The sequence below is a fragment of the Leptolyngbya sp. GB1-A1 genome (assembly GCF_039962475.1).
In the GTDB taxonomy this organism is placed as follows: domain Bacteria; phylum Cyanobacteriota; class Cyanobacteriia; order Elainellales; family Elainellaceae; genus Leptolyngbya_A.
The window spans coordinates 49,402-66,710 of record NZ_JAMPLI010000005.1; the positions used below are offsets into that span (position 1 = coordinate 49,402).

Consider the following 17,309-nt stretch of genomic DNA (forward strand, 5'->3'; position numbering starts at 1 on the left):
ATCCTCAAGCATCTAGAACGAGTCCAGCTTTAACGAGCGCTTCTCGAAGGTGAAAGGCCGCTTCTGCTTGAGACGTTTCTTCTTTAGAAACAATAGCGACACCTTGTTGAGTTAAACGGCTCTGGGTTTCTAAATTCAACTGTGTCGATGAGTAGATGATAACAGGAATGGACTGAGTAACGGGATTGTGCCGAAGCTGATCAAGCGCATCAAATCCATTCAGCTCTGGCATTTCAAGGTCAAGCAAAATTACAGTAGGCTGTTCACTCTCTGCGACTGCCAATCCTTCTCGTCCGCTTGCAGCTTCTAAAACTTGTAATGGAATATTCGTTAACAACTGCTTCACCACATATCGGTAGACTGGGTCATCATCAATGACTAAGAGTTTTTGAGCTTTACCCCGACTGATTAGCATATTGAGTTTGGTAAGCAAGGGTAGTCTGTCTACAGGCTTAATTAAAAATCCATCGGCTCCTAATGCAAGTGCCTGTTTCTCGTTATCCACAACCGTAATGACCAGTACGGGAATGTTGCGGGTTGCTCCATCACTTTTGAGTTCTCGCAGAAATGTCCAGCCGTTTTGCCCTTCTAACAAAATGTCTAGAACGATCGCCACGGGTTGAAGTTGCTGTAGGGCTTGTCTGGCTTGAGCCAGGGTGCGGGTGGCAATCAGTTGATATCTTGACGCTTGCAGGTGTTTTTCGTAGATAAATAGCGTTTCAGTATGGTCTTCGATCGCCAAAATGGGCAGTTGGGTTGGGTTAAGGGAGGTAATGGGTTTCAGTGAGTCTGGCAGTTCTGCTGCTTTGGGATAAACGATCGGAATGCAGACCGAAAAGGTGGAACCTTGACCCGGTTCACTTTGAACGGAAACGCTGCCCCCCATTAGCTCTGCTAACTTGCGCGATAGCGGCAGTCCTAACCCCGTCCCTTTTACTTGCTTTTGCAGGTGAGACTCAATTTGCACAAAATCCTCAAAGATGCGCCCTTGGTCGTCCGGCGCAATACCGATTCCTGTATCAGACACCGAGAGTTGAATCATCTGACCGGCTTGTTCTGCCGTGACGCGCACCTCTCCCCGTTCCGTAAATTTGAGTGCATTTGAGATAAAGTTTCGGAGAATTTGAGCAATTTTTCCCTCGTCGCTATACAGCGAAGGCAGCCCATCCGGTTCCACAAACACGAGTAAGATAGAAGATCCCTGAACCAGCAGCGGACGCAGCATTCCCCGCAGGGTTGCAAACAAATCACTCACTTCAAAAGAACTGGGATGCACCTCTGTTTTGCCTGCTTCCACCTTTGCCAAATCCAGCAGATCGTTCACCATTTCTGACAATCCATCGGCTGCTTTTTGGATGAACGTCACCTGCTTTTCTTGCTCTGAGGACAGATCCCCATCCATGTGAGCCAGCAGCATTCGAGATAGGGACAGAATCGAGTTGAGCGGTGTGCGGAACTCGTGGCTCATGTTGGAAAGAAAGCGAGTTTTTAACTCGTTAGCCTGTTGTAGAGAGCTAGCTTTCTCATCCAATTCGGCATACAGAGCAATCACGCCTCGATTGGTATCTTCTAACTCGTGGTTGAGGTGAGTGAGCTCTTCTTCTCGCTTGCGAAGTTCTGCCATCGTCCGCAGCAATTCCTGGTTCTGGCGTTGGATTTCGTCGTAGGGGTTTTGGGGCGATCGCTTTGCGACTGCATCCCGGATTTGCTGCAACTGTCGGTCTGTGAGAATGGGCGATTGCTTTTTTGGTAAGGTTTTGCCTATCCGCACGGTAGTCCCCTGCCCTGTCGATTCCACCTCAAAGGAATCCATCAGCCTGCGCGTGCCAGTAATTCCTAGCCCCATGCCGGTCGAGGAATGATAGCGTCCCTCTAAAACATCGCTCAAATGCGGAATGCCCTTTCCCTGATCCTGAATTTGAATCAGAAATGTTTGGGGGCTTTCTTCCACGTCAAATTGAACCGTTCCACCCTTCGCATACTGAAACGCATTGCGGGCAATTTCTGAAACGGCAGTTGCCAGCCGCGCCTGATCTTGCACGTCAAATCCCAGATGTTCTGCCAACTCGCGGGTTCGCTGCCGCGCCTGCACCACATCCTGTTCATAATGAATTTCCAGGGTGAAAAGGGTTGTCATGCTCCCGTTCCTTTCGCCACTAACACGGTTACATCATCGCGCTCCCGATGAAAATCGCGGTATAAAACGCCTGCGATCAAGCTGGGATGTTTTTGGCTTAAGCCCGGATAGCGATCGAGCTTCCACTGGGTACTGATGCCATCGGAATGCATAATCAGTAGCCCGTTGCTATACCAGGGGTAGGTAAACTCGTGAATTTTACGAACTTCATGCCCCACGGTGCCGTTGTAAGACATCAGGTTGTGATGTTCGGTTGCGGAAGAAATGCTGGCAGCAATATTGCCAATGCCCGCAAAGCGAACCGTCTGCTGCTCAAAATTGATTTCAGCGATCGCCAGCACTGCCCCTCTAGTGCTCTTTAAAGCAGCATGAGCCGCTTCGACAATGCGTTCAGGCGACTGATGCTGATGATCGTGAAACACTCGGATGGCAGCTGAAGACGCACTGGCAGCCGCAGGACCGTGCCCTAAACCATCTGTCACTAGAAACAGGCTGCGGTGATCATCTCCTTCCCAGGCCCAGGCATCACCTGAAATTTCCTCTCCCGGCTTGGGTAAACCCACCACACCGATTTCGATGCTTTTCTTTGACGAACGCATCGGGGATTTTGCCCAGAGATGAGCAAGAAGCGCAGTTCCCTTTTTTGGCAGCGAGTAAATTTCAAAGAAGTCAGAGAGGCGACGAATTGCGCCCAGCCCATTGCCCGATGTTCCGGCAGTAGAAAAGCCATCTTGGAGGCACTCCTCTACGTCCATCATGCCAGAACCTTGGTCTAACCCCAGAACCTCGATGCCGATGCTGTCATGTTGTGCGATCGCCCGCAGCACAATCACTCCACCGCCTGCGTGCTGCACGAGATTATTCGCCACCTCCGTCACCAAAATTCCAACCTTGCCCCGTTCGGTTTCCTTAAAGCCAAGACGGTTGGCTAATGACAGAGAGGCTCGCCGTGCTTCCCCAGTTTGACTTTGCTCTGTAACAGCGATCGCCGTAGATTCCTTCAATTGATTCCCTCATGTTACCTCCAGCGTACGATGATTATGCGTGTTCCCTCTCCCACCACAGACTCAATTTCAAATTCGTTAGCAAGACGTTTTGCGCCACCCAACCCCATCCCCAGACCGCCCCCCGTGGTAAAGCCATCCCTGAGTGCCATTTCAATATCTGGAATGCCCGGACCCTGGTCTTCAAAGGTTAGCCTGAGACCCCGCCGCCCACCGTCCTGAAGCATTTCTAAGGTTACGGTTCCCCCTCTCCCATAATCCAGGGTATTCCGAGCTAACTCGCTGGCAGCGGTCACAATTTTGGTTTGGTCTACTAAACTAAAGCCAACCTCAATCGCAAACCGACGCACGGCTTGCCGAACTAAAACCACGTCAGCAGAGGATTGAATTGTCATTTCCTCAATCTTCTGCATTGTCCTCAGCATCCCATTCTGTGGCAATGACCTCAGCCTTGGTAGGTGCACCCAGTGACGATCGCAACAGTGCCATCCCCTTTTCCACATTCAATGCCGTGCGAATGCCTGTCAGGGACAGCCCCAACTCCACTAAGGTAATCGCAACAGCAGGCTGCATCCCGACGACCACCGTTTCAGCATCCATGACCCGCGACATTTTGGCAATGTTGCTTAGAATTCTACCAATGAAGGAATCAACGATCTCTAGCGCAGAAATGTCAATCAGAACCCCATTTGCCTGGGTTTGGCTAATGCGATTGGTCAGATCATCCTGCAAGGTCATTGCCAGGCGATCGTGCATATCGACTTGAATCGTGACGAGCAGAAGTTCGCCCATTTGAAGGATGGGAATGCGCTCCATAAGTCTCTCCTCTAACCTACTTGCGGGCGATCGTGGTTCCCATGCGCTTTAATGCGATGAGAAAGGCATCAGCTAAGGTTGCTTTCGTAATCACATCGGTTAAATCAATGCCAAGATACACGATTGTTTGGGCAATCTGAGGTCGAATACCGCTGATAATACAGTCAGCTCCCATCAGGCGAGCGGCTGTCACTGTTTTCAGCAGGTGTTGAGCTGTCAACGTATCGACGGTCGGAACCCCAGTAATGTCAATAATGGCAACTTCTGACCCAGTTTCAACAATTTTCTGCAATAGCGACTCCATCACCACTTGAGTACGGGCACTATCAAGGGTGCCAATAATCGGTAATGCTAGAATGCCTTCCCAAAGCTTGACCACGGGGGTAGACAGTTCCAGCAGTTCTTCCTGCTGCCGCAAAATTACCTCTTCCCGCGACTTCTGGTAGGCTTCCATCACTAGCAATCCCAGATGATCGAGCAGGTCAGTTGCTCGCCAAACCTCTTCACCTAACTCAGTGAAGTCTTGCAATTGCTGCCGCAGCCGATCAAACAGTGGTCGCTTGAATGAAAAGACAAATGTAGCGGTTTCCGTGGGGGTGAAGCCTTTTTGAGAACGCGATCGCGAAATGCTGGTCAACATTTCCCGAACTTCTCGCCATTCTGATGTCTGAACATTGCTCAAATTACCAGATTGAGCAGCGACGCGAAGCAACCTGAGAAATTCCCGGCACTCTTCCTGTAGCTCTGCTTCTTTAATTAACCCTCTTCGGGTGTTCGTAGCGGTTAACTCCTGATTCCACTCCAACAGCAGGTCTGCCTCATGGGTTTTTAGTATCTCGGGTATTTTACTGCTGCGAGTCATTTCCATGAGGCATTTTCCTTCATCAAGTCATCCATCAAGACCAGTGTATGACGATTTCAGCCTGATAGTTTTTCAGGAAAGCGATCGGGGGTTGTGTTGCAAAAGGCATTACGATTTGCAGTGTATCTGCTGCTGGGGATGGTGAGCTGAAAACTGACACACGCTGTATGAAGGATTCCCGATTCTTGCCGAAATTCTTGACGAATTGGTTTCAAAACCATTGGCATTTCCCACCCAGAAGCGACTGGTTTGCACTGCTGTTGCTCCTATTTTGTGGCGTGTACCTCCCGCTTCAGGCATTTGTGATTCTGGCACTGGAGATCTGGCAGCTTGAGGGTGGTTTAACCTGGGAAGTGCCGCTGATGATCACGATTCACAATGCAGCAACCCCAACGCTCGATCGCATTGTAGTCGTTCTCACCCAATTTGGCTCGGTCAAAACGATCGGTCCGATCGCCTTCCTGATCGCGGGAGTGCTGTTCTCTCAAAAACGCTGGCGATCGCTGGTTTACCTGACTCTGACGCTTGCGGGATGCGGTGCAATTAACTTGGCTGCAAAATCCTTCTGGCATCGGGTGCGCCCCCAACTCTGGGAAGGTTATATTTTGCCAAAAGATTTCTCGTTTCCCAGTGGTCATGCAATGACGAGTATGGCGTTTGCTGCTGTGGTGATCATGCTGGCGTGGCGCGGTCGCTGGCTTGGTGTCACCACAATGCTGGCGATGGTCTATGTCGTGACGATCGCTTGGACGCGCCTTTATTTGGGCGTGCATTATCCCAGCGATATTCTGGCAGGATGGATGCTGTCGATCGCCTGGGCAATCGGAATTAGTATATTCGTGAAGCCCGCCGCAAACGCGGTTTCAGAAACAATTGCAGAAATATCTGTGAGCAACCAAAATGATGATCAGGAGAATATACCACAAGAAAAAATTTTGTAGTTTTATAGAATGTTTCAGGCCAACTACGATGCATTGATTTAGAAGCTTGAACATCACGTTGAAAGATATTTCAGTCAATACTAGGGTAAATGCCAAGGTCAATATCAAGATCAATGCCAAGCGTTTTTCTCAAAACATGGCAATAGAGTAGATCAAGCAATAGAAAGGAACGCCCTATGATGTTCGATGAGGAGCAGAAGTCATTGAAGAACTGCCAAATATTTCGCTACAGTTTTGCTACAGCTAGGATTAAGCAATCGTTTTAATGCGGCTATGTTTAGCTTGGCAGGAGCAGGAGCGGGGGCAGCACCTGATTCGCGTTTCTGCTAAAAGGGAGAGGCAGACTATTTCTCCCCCAACCCGATGACAGCCACCCTCAACCCCTACCTTGCCGATAACTTTGCTCCGGTTCAAACTGAATTAACGATCGATGACTTGCCAGTTCTGGGCGAGTTGCCGCCTGATCTCAACGGCATGTTTGTTCGCAACGGGCCGAATCCTCAGTTTTCGCCGATTGGTCGCTACCACTGGTTTGACGGAGATGGAATGCTGCACGGTGTTCATGTCCAGGGCGGCAAGGCAAGCTATCGCAATCGCTACATCCGCACCCAGGGATTCCAGCAAGAGCGGCAGGCAGGGCAGGCCTTGTTTGGGGGAATGCTGCAACCTTCACCCAACGGCTCCAAAAATGTGGCGAATACGGCTCTCGTCTGGCATCGCGATCGTCTGCTTGCCCTTTGGGAAGGTGGTGAACCTCATGCGATCGACGTGCCCAGTTTAGACACGATCGGGTCACACACCTTTGGCGGTAAACTCGTTTCTCCGGTGACTGCCCATCCCAAAGTTGACCCGACTACGGGTGAAATGATGTTCTTTGGCTATTCGCTGGCTCAACCGCCCTACCTGAGGTACAGCGTCGTTTCTGCCGAGGGAGAACTGCTGCGAACGGTTGGGATCGATCTGCCTGTGGGTGTGATGATGCATGACTTCGCCATCACCGAACACTACACAATCTTTATGGACTTGCCCCTAACGTTCCGGCTAGAACGAATTCAGCGGGGAGAACCTGCTTTTGCCTTTGAACGCGATCGCCCCAGTCGGTTTGGCATTCTGCCTCGGCACGGCGAAAATCGCATGATTCGCTGGTTTGAATCACCCAGTTGCTACGTTTTTCATACGCTGAATGCTTACGAGTCGGGGGATGACATTATCCTGATTGCCTGTCGGATGGGCAGCACCAGCATCCTGGGTGCGTCTCCGGGTTCCCATGAAAGCGATAATCGCGCTATTAGCAGTAATGTGCCGCTGCTTTACCGCTGGCGGTTCAATCTCAAGACTGGAACCGTACAGGAAGAGACCCTCGACGATTGCCCCTGCGAATTCCCACGCATCAACGAACAGTATTTAGGACGGCCTATCCGCTATGGCTATGCGGGCAAGAGTGCGCCTACCGCAATGCCCAAGTTTAATGGCTTACTCCAGTTCGATCTGGCGCATCAATCGGTGCAAACGCACTCCTTTGGGACAGGACGCTATGGGGGTGAAGGCGTGTTTGTGCCAAGACCCGGTGCGACGACCGAAGACGATGGGTGGCTGATGACGTTCGTACATGACGAAACTCAGAGCACCTCTGAATTGATCATTGTCGCAGCCCAAGCCATGACCGATGAACCAATTGCCCGCGTCTTGATGCCCCAACGCATTCCCTATGGTTTTCACGGCACCTGGATTGCGTTTGTATAAGACCTGCTACGGCGATCGCACTCAACACCAATCAATTTCCGATCGCCCCGCGCCCAATCCGCAGTTCAGCGTCACGGGAAGAGGAGGATAACAGCGTAGATCTAGAAGCATCGATCCCATCAGGGCCGTCTATGCTAGAACTTGATTTTGTCTAATGATTTTAGGGAGTATGCGATCGCTCCTAAAGGCTAAAAGTTTATGTTTGGGATTAATCGTCTTGGTTTGGCGTCGGAGCCGCAAGAAAGCCTTCTCCCAATCCAGCATCGCGCAAACGCTGTGCCCCAATATTGCGACTCAGAACCGCTAAACCTGCCAGATGCGCCTGCAACCCTGCAGTACTGGCACAGCAATCTGTTAACACAAGTGGTTCGATGCCTCGGTCAAACAAATCCATCGCAATTTTTAAGACACACATATCGGTGTCGATTCCAACTACAGCAACCTGCTGAATTTGATGGTCACAGAAATAATCCACGAGTTCAATAGGCATCCCGCATAATCCCGGTTTACTAAAGACGAATTGGGATTGAATGTAGGGAGCTAAGTCTGCCGCTAGATTGGTTTCAGGTTCCCCATGACAACCGTTCCAGTTGAGCAGGCGAGTGTAGGGACCATCGGATAAGTTAATGAAACGAGTAAATAATATCGGAGAATAGATTTTCTGCTCAATTAAGCGCACTACTCTGGGGGGAATGTGATGTGTAAAGTCGTTAATAAATCCTGTTTGCACATCAACAACTAATAGAGGAATGGTCATAAAAGGTTTTAATGAGCTTTTCGTTTTTACGATTAGTAATACTTTATATAAGGCTTAACTGCAGATCTTAAAACCTCCTTTGGAAAGAAGAGAAAAGATGAACTGCAATTAGGTTCACGAGTGCGCTGTAAGCAATCACCCGATGGCAAACAAGTAGAAGAACTGCTCATCCGACTCTCCTTCAACGCCTGGATACAGCCATCGAGCAAAAAATGCTGAAAGCGTTGTTGTTGGGCTTTGTTTTCTAGTGCCTTCAGAAGCAATCAGAACCTTGTGCCGCACAACTAAAGGACGATCGCCTATAGACTCTCCATCTGCGATCGATCCTTCCACAATATAAGTTTGTCGCCTTTCAAGTGAATTCATCAGTTTTCTTATAAACCTCACCGAAAATATCTCGTTGGTTTCTTTATTGATGTTGTCTAATGTCTTATCAGCGACTCCAAATAGTTCTACCAATTTAGATCTAAATCGACAAAAAACGTTTAATATTCCACTCGTAAAACTTTGTAAGATTACCGCTTCGTGAAATAAACAGGTTGCCAAAGGAGTAGGGGGGAACCAAACCATCGCTTGTCTTTCTGCCTGCTGAGGGAGTCTTTATTGATTAAAGCAATGTGATGCTGCTCATGGATGGGGTCGGAGATCGGGTAGAGTTTAATGCAGGTGGGAAAGTGAGGGTCAATGAGGGGATGGAAACAAGGGTAAAAGGGGTTTGGGCGATCGGAGAAATTCGCAATCCCCCGTTCAGGGGGCAGTTGTCGGAGCTGGCAATGGCTATGTTGCAATAATTCTGATTGACCGCTTTCCCAATCGGCGAAAATGAATTCAACCTAACTGAGATTCTTCTGAGCTATGACTGTGATTCAAACGAAACCGACGTTACTGGACGCCATGCTGCAATCCCCGGCGATCGAGAGCCGTGTGGCTCAGATTGTTTGGACGATTTCTCGAGTGGCAGTAGGCTTACTGATGATCCATAACGGATTTAGCAAGCTGGCGGATGTGCAGGGCTTTGCCAACGGCGTTGTCAGTTTTATTGGCTTGCCTTACCCTGTGTTTTTGACCTATTGTGCTGCCTACGCTGAAATTGGAAGTTCGATTCTGCTGGTGCTGGGATTATTGACTCGGCTGAATGCTTTGATATTGCTATTCACCATGTTCATTGCTCTCTTTTTCCATCTTAAAAAAGACGGTTGGCACATTCCCCCTTTGGAAACAGCTTCCCTTTATGCCCTGTGGTTTAGCTTCTTCCTGACCAATGGCGGTGGTTTATTCTCGCTGGATACGGCGATCGCAAGGTGGCTGAGAAAATCCTGATCTCTGTCAACCACAATCCGTTTCCAACGGCGGAGGAGTTAGGGGCGATCGCCCGCCTCATCAGACTTGATCCCGGACGGATGCGGGAGATGTTGCCCCAGCAAGAAATGACGTTACAGCCTTGCCCGATTCGGCTTTGTGGAAGCTGCTATGCTGAGGTGCCTTGTCACCGGATGGAGTTATAACAGTGACGAGCAGCCTATCAATCTTCCTATGCCCAAACATAAGCCAATCAAAGTCAAAGCCGCCAGTGCAGGGTCAAATGCGAATGCTTCTGGCAAGCTAACAGAACATATTATTAAGTGCGTATTGGAGTGTGTTGGCTATTCAGTACAAACGCAGTATAAGCCTGGAATCAAAGACATCTTTGGCAAATCAATCAGAATTGATTGTTTTGTTGAACCGTGCGAGACCTTTCCCGGAGGGCTAGCGATCGAATCCAAGTGGCAGGATGCCTCTGGTAGCGTAATCGAGAAACTACCTTTTCTAGTTGAGAATATCAAGACTGTCTATCCTTGCCCTTGCATCATTGTTCTAGACGGAGAGTATATATGCAACTCCGATGTGGCAGCAAAAGCAATCGAGTACCTGAAATCACATAAGGACGGCGAGCGATTTCTTGAGGTCTTTTCATTTCAGGAGTTTATCTCATGGGTAATTAACGAGTTAAAGCATGGCTCGTATTCTCCTGCACCACTAACCAAGCAAATCAGCTTTGATTTTTGAGGTCGGTTCAAACTTTGGCTTTTTCTTTTTGCTGCTACAAATATGACTTCTACTGAAGAATCTCAAGCGCATTCCAAATTACTACTGTACAAAGCCGGTGATGAGATTTGAACTCACGACCGCTCGATTACGAATCGAGTGCTCTACCACTGAGCTACACCGGCAATCGCCTTACCTAGTATAGCAGGTATGCGATCGAGGACTGCAAGCAAAACAAAATTACCCTGAAATTATCCGGTCACGAGATTTAAGAGCTGCTGATCCTGCTCGGACTGACGCTTTTCAATCGGCACATAGGGCGTACCCCGCATTCCCGTATAGATTTGAGTTGGGCGGAAAATGCGGTTTTCGTTGAGCTGCTCTTTCCAGTGTGCCAACCAGCCAGCAACACGGGCGATCGCAAACACGGGCGTAAACAGGTCGGTGGGAATGCCCATTTTGCGATATACCAGACCCGAGTAAAAGTCTACGTTGGGATAAATACCTTTGTGTCCCAGGCGTTCTTCGACGGCTTTTTCTAGGGTGATCGCAATATCGTAATAGTGGTCGCGTCCAAACTTCTCGAAAAGCTGCTCTGCTAGCTCCTGCAAAATTGTGGCGCGAGGGTCTTTCACTTTATAAACTCGGTGCCCGAAACCCATAATCTTAGCTTTGCGCTGAATGCAGCTTTCCAGGTAAGGCTCTACGTTTTCGATCGAGCCGATTTCTTCTAACATTTCGATCACTTCTTCGTTTGCGCCGCCGTGGAGCGGACCTGCCAGCGTTCCCACTGCGGAGGCGATCACAGCATAAGGATCGGTCAGCGTGGAAGCCGTGACCATTGCCGAAAAGGTAGAAGCATTGATCGTGTGTTCGGCGTGTAAGGTCAGACAAATATCAAAGATTCGGGCGGCGAGCGGGTCCGGTTCCTGCTCGTTCAGCATATAGAGAAAATTGGCGGCATAGTCCAGGTCGTCGCGGGGCTGGATCGGGTCGTTGCCCTTCCGCATCATTTGAAAGGCAGCCACCATAGTGGGAATTTTTGCCAGCAGCCGCACTACCGCTGCCCGAATATAATCCGGGTTGTCGAGTGCACGCCGAGAATAAAACAGGCCCAGTGCTGCCGCGCAAGCCTGAAGCGCATCCATCGGATGACCGCTCTCCGGGAAACACTTCATCATGTCGCGAATGCGGTATTTCAGCCGTCGGTGAAAGCGAATCTCATGCTCAAACTCGGCAAGTTCTTCCTGAGAGGGCAGGCTGCCGTAGATCAACAGATAGGACGTTTCTAGAAAGGTGCTATGCTGTGCTAACTCTTCGATGTTGATGCCCCGGTACTCTAAAATTCCGCGCTGACCATCCACAAAGCTAATGCTGGACTGCGTCGCAGGAATTCCCTCCAACCCCGGTCTGTATTCACAAAACGTCATAATTTCACCGTAAGACCGAAATAACTTGAACTTTTAAGCGTGGCACTTGTTTGCCTACTGTTTTGTCAGCTTCGCAGCAGTTCTGACAGAATCATCCTGTAGGCTACGGTAATTGCGTTGAGTTACGCAAGGGTTACTTCAAAATTGCTTTGCTGTGCCTGATGTCTCAAACCGTCAACACTTCAAACTCCTGCTCATAACCCACGGGGGATTGAGCGCAAATCAGGTCGATTTCTATTATCTCGCGATCGATCAAGACTAAGAGCTAAGAATTAAGAAGGATTAACACGCTCTGTCAGAGGCGGTTTGAGCAGGGACGAGAGTTTGAGATTGCCTCCTAAATTCCTAAGCCTGAGGGACTTTGAAAGCCGAATCAGACTTGGTTTTCCCAGCTTGCGCTAGTGCTTGCCTTTCTGCAGAAGCGGTTCTCACTAGCGAGGCAGACGCGCCGTTTTACTGCGGGAGGCAGATTTGGCGGCAGTTTTAGTCAACTGAGGCAGATGAGCGAGTCTTGCTTTTGCCGCTTCGTCCAGCAGAGAGTCTGCAAACTCGATCGCTTTCTGGTCGGATTTGCCGCCTGCAAGCTGTGCCAGTTCTTCCCGTCGCTGCTGCTCGTTCAGCGGAATCACCCGCACCACGGTTCGGAGTTCGTCTTTTGGGGAAACTTCCGTTGGCTCAGGATCAGCTTCAGCCGCTTTGCCTTTGCCGCGCTTGCGCTTTGCCGGAGTGCCTTCGCCTGCCGAATCAATCACTTCTTTGGCAACACGATAGTGGTGGTCTGCCATTGCAGCAACGATCGGCTGGTGAGTCACACAAAGTATCTGGTGCCGCTGGCTCAACTGGTGCAACTTTTCGGCGATCGCCTGCGTGACCCGTCCCGACACGCCCACATCGATTTCGTCAAACACCATTGATCCCACCGAGTCTACCTGTGAGAAACAGGCTTTTAGCGCGAGAAGGAAGCGGCTCATTTCTCCACCAGAGGCAGTCTCTGCTAGGGGTTGCAGCGGTTCGCCAGGGTTAGGGCTGAATCGGAAGGTGATGCGATCGGCTCCAAAAGCACTCGGCGCAACCGAATCGATCCCGACGTTAAACTGCACTTTGTCCATTGCCAGCGGCTTTAACTCGCGCACCAGCAAGGCTTCTAGATTCTGAGCGGCTTTTTGTCTCAGGGTGGTGAGCTGGGCACAGGCTTCAGTGAGGGCAGCGAGTTGCTCTTGGTAAATCTGCTCTAGCTCCTCAACGGACTGCGCGCCTCCGGTCAGGTCTTCGAGCTGCTTTTGCAAACTTTCGCTATAGGCGATCGCTTCTGCCAGGGTCGGACCGTATTTGCGGCAAATTTGCTTGAGCTGGGCAATGCGTTCTTCGACTTCTTGCAGCCGCTCTGGGTCAGTTTCCAGGCTCTCGCCGTAGGCGTTAATCTGCCGTCCGGCTTCTTCGACCTGCGCCATTGCCTCCAGCACCATGTCTAGAATCGGCTGAAGCTGCTCGTCGTAGCGAATCATGTCCGTCAGGGTATGCTCTGCTTCACCTAGCAGATCGGCGCAGGCATGGGAGCCGCGATCGTTCTGGTAAAGTGCTTGATACACCTGATAGCTCTGCTGCTGAAGTTCGACAGCGTGGCCGAGCCGCTGATGCTCTTGCTGAAGCTGAGTCAGTTCGTCGGGGTCATGCAGATTTGCCGATCGCAGTTCTTTCGCCTGGTATTCAAACAAATCGAGCTGCTGAAGCCGCTGCTGCTCAAACTGGCGTTTCTTTTCGAGGGTTTGCAGTGCCTGCTGGGTGGAGGCGTAGAGTTTGCTGACGCGATCGCGCTGCTCAATGACCGCACTGCCGCCAAAGCCGTCGAGCCAATCGCGCTGAATGGCAGTCTGCCCTAACTGAAGCGTTTGCCCCTGGGCAGTAATTTCCAGCAGTCGCTCGCGCAGGGATTCCATTTGCTGTTTGTTGACCAGCACCCCATTCACCCTGGAACGGCTGCGGACGTTTCCCCGGTTAGCGGTAAGTTCGCGGCTGCACACCAGCGTCATATCGTCTACCAGCTCGATCTGCTGCTCAGAGAGCCAGTGAATTAAGGCAGGGTCGAGGTCAAAGGTGGCTTCGATCGTCGCTCGTTCAGCCCCAGTTCGAACTGCTCGGCTGGTCACTTTGCCGCCTAAAGCCGCATCGAGTGCATCTAAAATAATCGACTTTCCCGCCCCGGTTTCTCCAGTCAGGACGTTTAGCCCTGTGCCAAACTCCAGGTCTAACTGGTCAACCAAGGCAAAATTTTCAATCTGAAGGGAGATCAGCATGGAGCAAAATTCGCTTTGACCTGGAAATGCAAGATTTCAAATCGCTTTTTTCAAGCAGCTACTACCAGTGTAGTGGGACTAACTCTGGAGCGGATACCTGATAGAGAACATTTGAATTACTCTCTTCTAAAAACTTAGCCCCAAGCCCCGTTTCTGTCATCTATCAGATTTGCAAGGCTTAACATTCTTTACCCGCTTTACCCTATTCGCTTTATCCAGTAGAGATCAGTCAACCCAGTGTCTACAACCGAATACGGTCAGGTGCGGATTTATCGCCTGGTTAAATTTCAAATTCAACAAAGGGTAGGGTTACAATACTTTACATTAGCCGTTGCAGTCTAAGCCTCCGCCGATCGCTGAAGTTTCCCCCGATTCTAAAGTCGCTCCGAAAGTCGCTCAGAGGGTGGACGGCTCTGCCTAAAGCAGATTGTTACGCTATTAATCTGTCTTCTTGAGACAATCTCCTATGCAAACCCTTCCTTCTTCACCGAACGCGAACGCTGCTTCTGGTCTTGTCGTTGAAAGCGAACTGTTTCCGGCTCCTCAAGAGCATCTGAAGTCAGTTCAGCCAAACGCCATGGAAGCCCAACAATACGACCCACTCGCGATCGCTGCTTACTACGGTCGCCGTCCGTTTCAGGTGGTCGGGCGACTGCTAGCGATCTTCTGGTCGTTTTTTGGATTTGCGCTGTCGCTATGGTGGGATCGGCAAAGGGGAAAGGGCGAGCGCAATCAGCATAGGCGCGCAGTACGGCTGCGAGAAATCTTGACTTATCTTGGTCCGGCATACATTAAAGTAGGGCAGGCACTCTCAACCCGTCCTGATCTGGTTCCGCCCGCGTATCTGGAAGAGCTGACTCGTTTACAGGATCAGTTGCCGCCTTTCCCGAATGAAATCGCGTTTCAGTTTATCCAGGAAGAGTTAGGCGATCGTCCCGAAAATATCTATGCGGAGCTGTCTGAAAAACCTCTTGCGGCTGCCTCTCTGGGACAGGTGTATAAAGGCAAACTCAAGAGCGGTGAAACCGTTGCAGTGAAGGTGCAGCGTCCCGGATTAGCACAGCAAATCACGCTGGATCTCTACATTCTGCGTCAGCTTGCCGCCTGGGCAGGCAGAACCTTTAAGCGGATTCGCAGTGACCTGGTTGCCATTGCCGACGAGTTTGGTGCACGCATCTTCGAGGAGATGGACTACACCCAGGAAGGACGCAACGCAGAGCGGTTTGCTCAGCTCTACGGCAATCTGCCCGATATTTATGTCCCTCGAATCTACTGGCACTACACTCAGCGGCGCGTGCTGACAATGGAATGGATTACGGGCACAAAACTCACTCAGCTTCAAGAAATTCGGGCACAGGGCATTGATGCCAGCTATCTCGTTGATGTAGGCGTACAGTGTTCGCTCCGGCAGCTGCTAGAGCATGGTTTTTTCCATGCCGACCCGCATCCCGGAAACCTGCTGGCGACTCCTGAAGGCAAACTCGCCTATCTCGATTTTGGCATGATGAGCGAGGTAATGCCGCCGCAGCGATATGGCTTGATCGAGGCGATCGTCCACCTGGTAAATCGTGATTTTGACGCGCTGGCGCAGGATTACGTCAATCTGGAGTTTCTCACGCCCGATACTGACCTGACGCCGATCATCCCTGCTTTTGCTGCTGTTTTTAATGAAGCGCTGGGCGCAAGCGTTGCCGAGATTAATATCAAGAGCATTACAGATAAACTCTCGGCATTGATGTATGAATATCCGTTCCGGGTTCCAGCCTACTACGCGCTGATTATTCGATCGCTGGTAACCCTAGAAGGGATTGCAATTAACGTCGATCCGAATTTCAAGGTGCTGAGCAAAGCGTATCCCTATGTGTCAAAGCGGCTCCTTACTGATCCGGCTCCGCAATTGCGTAACTCGCTGCAAGGCTTGTTATTTAAAGATGGAACCTTTCGCTGGAATCGCTTAGAAAACCTGCTGCGAAACGCTCGCGATAGCCAGGACTACGATATTAACTTTGCTCTAAATCAGGCGGTTGAGTTTATCTTCTCAGAGCGGGGCGAGTTTATTCGCGAGTTCCTGGTGACTGAGATTATCAACAACGTTGATACGGCTGGACGCAGCGCGATCGATCAGGTCACAAACAATCTGCGATCGTGGGTCGGGCTCCAGACCAAACAGCCCAAAAAGCTGGAAATCCCCGGTAATGCTGAACACCTAGCGCGGGTAATTGACCTGCTGCGAAGCACACCCGGATTTGATCCAGCTCAGCTTTTGCCGATCGTCCCCCGTTTGCTGGCAAAGCCGGAAGCGCGAGGCATGGGACAGGAAATCATCGGCGGATTGGGTCAGCGGGTGGCAGCCCGGATGATTCGAGAGCTATTGCTGAATGGTCGAGAGTTACCAGAGAGTTCAACCCCGACGGAACTGCCTGAGCAACGGGCTTTGCCTGCGGTTGCCCGTTAGATTGCTGCCTCTATCCCCAATTTCCACTGCATGAAAACTCCCGACGAATGTACCAACATGGCAGAAATTCGATCGGAAATCGATCGCATCGATCGCCAAATCGTCGCGCTTCTCGGTCAACGCTTTGCCTATGTGAAGGCAGCTGCTCAGTTTAAGACCAGCGAAACTAGTGTCAAAGCACCAGAGCGGCTAGAGGCAATGCTGGTAGATCGACGAGTCTGGGCAGAAACAGAAGGACTGAGTGCAGACGCAATCGAAAAGATGTATCGCGATTTGGTGAGCTACTTTGTTTCAGAAGAAATGCAGCACTGGCAGCGATCGGATAGCGTTCAAAGCTAAGATTCCGGCTCCGGCGGTGGGCAGGGTTTTCCGTTTAGATTGGCTCGAACCTGAGCTGCCATTTGCTCTAGCTTTTCCTTTTCAATTTTCAGATTTTCTTCAAGCTCCTGAATCTGATCGCGACGCGCCTCAATTTCTAGGGCACGGCGACCGAGCTCCTGGCTTTTTAGCGTGAGCGACTGCCGCCACTGTTCCGCTCGCTGCACTTCTTCCTGCAACAGCACGGGGGTCATTCCCACCGTCAGATATTGCTCAACCAGGGCAAGTATCCAGTGGGTCGCGTCTTGAATCTGCTGAATTTGCCGCAGGGGGGAAAGCTCAACCAGCACCAGCGCACCCTCGTTGTAATCTGCCTGCTCGATCCAGAGGCGATTTTCCGCATCGTCAAGCAATGCCCAAGCGTGTTCAGCTTTTTGTTGAGCCAGGAGGCGAAGCTGCATCCTGCCCTCTGTATCTTTTTGTGTCACCTGAGCCAAGTGCATCATTCCTGCAAGGGTGAACCCGTT

The 17,309-nt window shown here is 50.6% G+C and carries 17 protein-coding genes and 1 tRNA gene; 7 read left to right on the top strand and 11 right to left on the bottom strand.

Annotated elements, in window-relative coordinates; all coding sequences use genetic code 11:
- Positions 1 to 4: 4 nt before the first annotated feature.
- The 5 genes from NDI45_RS07155 to NDI45_RS07175 are packed head-to-tail and all read right to left on the bottom strand — an operon-like array spanning position 5 to position 4,825.
- The gene (locus NDI45_RS07155) at positions 5 to 2,137 is read right to left on the bottom strand and encodes an ATP-binding protein (RefSeq protein ID WP_348246884.1); all 2,133 of its coding nucleotides are present in this window, start codon (positions 2,135 to 2,137) and stop codon (positions 5 to 7) included.
- Positions 2,134 to 3,141, bottom strand: a complete 1,008-nt coding sequence (locus NDI45_RS07160; protein WP_190790188.1) for an ATP-binding SpoIIE family protein phosphatase — start codon at positions 3,139 to 3,141, stop codon at positions 2,134 to 2,136. Before NDI45_RS07160 ends, NDI45_RS07155 begins: the two co-directional genes overlap by 4 nt.
- A 14-nt stretch (positions 3,142 to 3,155) precedes the next feature.
- Complete coding sequence (locus NDI45_RS07165; protein ID WP_190790187.1) at positions 3,156 to 3,554, bottom strand: anti-sigma regulatory factor; 399 nt, start codon at positions 3,552 to 3,554, stop codon at positions 3,156 to 3,158.
- Entirely contained in the window at positions 3,541 to 3,957 is a 417-nt protein-coding gene (locus tag NDI45_RS07170; protein ID WP_190790186.1) for an STAS domain-containing protein, read from the bottom strand. The genes NDI45_RS07165 and NDI45_RS07170 overlap by 14 nt, the downstream gene beginning before the upstream one ends.
- A 16-nt stretch (positions 3,958 to 3,973) precedes the next feature.
- Positions 3,974 to 4,825, bottom strand: a complete 852-nt coding sequence (locus tag NDI45_RS07175; protein WP_190790185.1) for an STAS domain-containing protein — start codon at positions 4,823 to 4,825, stop codon at positions 3,974 to 3,976.
- Between the two features lie 191 nt (positions 4,826 to 5,016).
- On the opposite strand from NDI45_RS07175, the gene NDI45_RS07180 reads away from it, so the two are divergent.
- Both NDI45_RS07180 and NDI45_RS07185 read left to right on the top strand, forming a co-directional pair.
- On the top strand, positions 5,017 to 5,760 hold the full coding sequence (locus tag NDI45_RS07180) for a phosphatase PAP2 family protein (RefSeq protein WP_348246885.1): 744 nt from the start codon (positions 5,017 to 5,019) through the stop codon (positions 5,758 to 5,760).
- Positions 5,761 to 6,123: 363 nt separating this feature from the next.
- Entirely contained in the window at positions 6,124 to 7,503 is a 1,380-nt protein-coding gene (locus NDI45_RS07185) for a carotenoid oxygenase family protein (RefSeq protein ID WP_348246886.1), read from the top strand.
- A 208-nt stretch (positions 7,504 to 7,711) separates the two neighbouring features.
- Here the strand turns inward: NDI45_RS07185 and NDI45_RS07190 are convergent, their stop codons facing one another.
- On the bottom strand, positions 7,712 to 8,260 hold the full coding sequence (locus NDI45_RS07190) for an isochorismatase family protein (protein WP_190793465.1): 549 nt from the start codon (positions 8,258 to 8,260) through the stop codon (positions 7,712 to 7,714).
- A gap of 135 nt (positions 8,261 to 8,395) precedes the next feature.
- The gene (locus NDI45_RS07195; RefSeq protein ID WP_348246887.1) at positions 8,396 to 8,626 is read right to left on the bottom strand and encodes a hypothetical protein; all 231 of its coding nucleotides are present in this window, start codon (positions 8,624 to 8,626) and stop codon (positions 8,396 to 8,398) included.
- A 489-nt stretch (positions 8,627 to 9,115) separates the two neighbouring features.
- On the opposite strand from NDI45_RS07195, the gene NDI45_RS07200 reads away from it, so the two are divergent.
- The 3 genes from NDI45_RS07200 to NDI45_RS07210 are packed head-to-tail and all read left to right on the top strand — an operon-like array spanning position 9,116 to position 10,306.
- Positions 9,116 to 9,580 (top strand): DoxX family protein, encoded by a 465-nt coding sequence (locus NDI45_RS07200; RefSeq protein ID WP_348246888.1) that lies wholly within the window; start codon positions 9,116 to 9,118, stop codon positions 9,578 to 9,580.
- On the top strand, positions 9,562 to 9,765 hold the full coding sequence (locus NDI45_RS07205; protein WP_190793463.1) for a hypothetical protein: 204 nt from the start codon (positions 9,562 to 9,564) through the stop codon (positions 9,763 to 9,765). The genes NDI45_RS07200 and NDI45_RS07205 overlap by 19 nt, the downstream gene beginning before the upstream one ends.
- Before the next feature lie 28 nt (positions 9,766 to 9,793).
- Complete coding sequence (locus NDI45_RS07210) at positions 9,794 to 10,306, top strand: PD-(D/E)XK nuclease superfamily protein (protein WP_348246889.1); 513 nt, start codon at positions 9,794 to 9,796, stop codon at positions 10,304 to 10,306.
- Between the two features lie 92 nt (positions 10,307 to 10,398).
- Here the strand turns inward: NDI45_RS07210 and NDI45_RS07215 are convergent.
- The 3 genes from NDI45_RS07215 to recN form a co-directional block, all read right to left on the bottom strand.
- Positions 10,399 to 10,470 (bottom strand) — tRNA-Thr (locus NDI45_RS07215).
- A gap of 66 nt (positions 10,471 to 10,536) precedes the next feature.
- On the bottom strand, positions 10,537 to 11,715 hold the full coding sequence (locus tag NDI45_RS07220) for a citrate synthase (RefSeq protein ID WP_190793461.1): 1,179 nt from the start codon (positions 11,713 to 11,715) through the stop codon (positions 10,537 to 10,539).
- A 431-nt stretch (positions 11,716 to 12,146) separates the two neighbouring features.
- On the bottom strand, positions 12,147 to 14,009 hold the full coding sequence (recN, locus tag NDI45_RS07225; protein ID WP_348246890.1) for a DNA repair protein RecN: 1,863 nt from the start codon (positions 14,007 to 14,009) through the stop codon (positions 12,147 to 12,149).
- Positions 14,010 to 14,475: 466 nt separating this feature from the next.
- On the opposite strand from recN, the gene NDI45_RS07230 reads away from it, so the two are divergent.
- Both NDI45_RS07230 and NDI45_RS07235 read left to right on the top strand, forming a co-directional pair.
- Positions 14,476 to 16,464 carry an AarF/ABC1/UbiB kinase family protein gene (locus NDI45_RS07230; protein WP_190793459.1) on the top strand — a complete coding sequence of 663 codons (1,989 nt, stop codon included), beginning with the start codon at positions 14,476 to 14,478 and terminating at the stop codon, positions 16,462 to 16,464.
- 30 nt (positions 16,465 to 16,494) lie between these two features.
- Entirely contained in the window at positions 16,495 to 16,803 is a 309-nt protein-coding gene (locus tag NDI45_RS07235) for an isochorismate lyase (protein WP_190793458.1), read from the top strand.
- Here NDI45_RS07235 and NDI45_RS07240 read toward each other — a convergent pair.
- Complete coding sequence (locus tag NDI45_RS07240) at positions 16,800 to 17,285, bottom strand: hypothetical protein (RefSeq protein ID WP_348247018.1); 486 nt, start codon at positions 17,283 to 17,285, stop codon at positions 16,800 to 16,802. The genes NDI45_RS07235 and NDI45_RS07240 overlap by 4 nt on opposite strands.
- Between the last annotated feature and the right edge of the window lie 24 nt (positions 17,286 to 17,309).

Coding starts and splice junctions, on each gene's coding strand:
- NDI45_RS07155 (WP_348246884.1), bottom strand. CDS start 2,137: ATGACAACCCTTTTCACCCTGGAAATTCATTATGAACAGGATGTGGTG.
- NDI45_RS07165 (WP_190790187.1), bottom strand. CDS start 3,554: ATGCAGAAGATTGAGGAAATGACAATTCAATCCTCTGCTGACGTGGTT.
- NDI45_RS07170 (WP_190790186.1), bottom strand. CDS start 3,957: ATGGAGCGCATTCCCATCCTTCAAATGGGCGAACTTCTGCTCGTCACG.
- NDI45_RS07175 (WP_190790185.1), bottom strand. CDS start 4,825: ATGGAAATGACTCGCAGCAGTAAAATACCCGAGATACTAAAAACCCAT.
- NDI45_RS07185 (WP_348246886.1), top strand. CDS start 6,124: ATGACAGCCACCCTCAACCCCTACCTTGCCGATAACTTTGCTCCGGTT.
- NDI45_RS07190 (WP_190793465.1), bottom strand. CDS start 8,260: ATGACCATTCCTCTATTAGTTGTTGATGTGCAAACAGGATTTATTAAC.
- NDI45_RS07195 (WP_348246887.1), bottom strand. CDS start 8,626: ATGAATTCACTTGAAAGGCGACAAACTTATATTGTGGAAGGATCGATC.
- NDI45_RS07200 (WP_348246888.1), top strand. CDS start 9,116: ATGACTGTGATTCAAACGAAACCGACGTTACTGGACGCCATGCTGCAA.
- NDI45_RS07210 (WP_348246889.1), top strand. CDS start 9,794: ATGCCCAAACATAAGCCAATCAAAGTCAAAGCCGCCAGTGCAGGGTCA.
- NDI45_RS07220 (WP_190793461.1), bottom strand. CDS start 11,715: ATGACGTTTTGTGAATACAGACCGGGGTTGGAGGGAATTCCTGCGACG.
- recN (WP_348246890.1), bottom strand. CDS start 14,009: ATGCTGATCTCCCTTCAGATTGAAAATTTTGCCTTGGTTGACCAGTTA.
- NDI45_RS07230 (WP_190793459.1), top strand. CDS start 14,476: ATGCAAACCCTTCCTTCTTCACCGAACGCGAACGCTGCTTCTGGTCTT.
- NDI45_RS07235 (WP_190793458.1), top strand. CDS start 16,495: ATGAAAACTCCCGACGAATGTACCAACATGGCAGAAATTCGATCGGAA.
- NDI45_RS07240 (WP_348247018.1), bottom strand. CDS start 17,285: ATGCACTTGGCTCAGGTGACACAAAAAGATACAGAGGGCAGGATGCAG.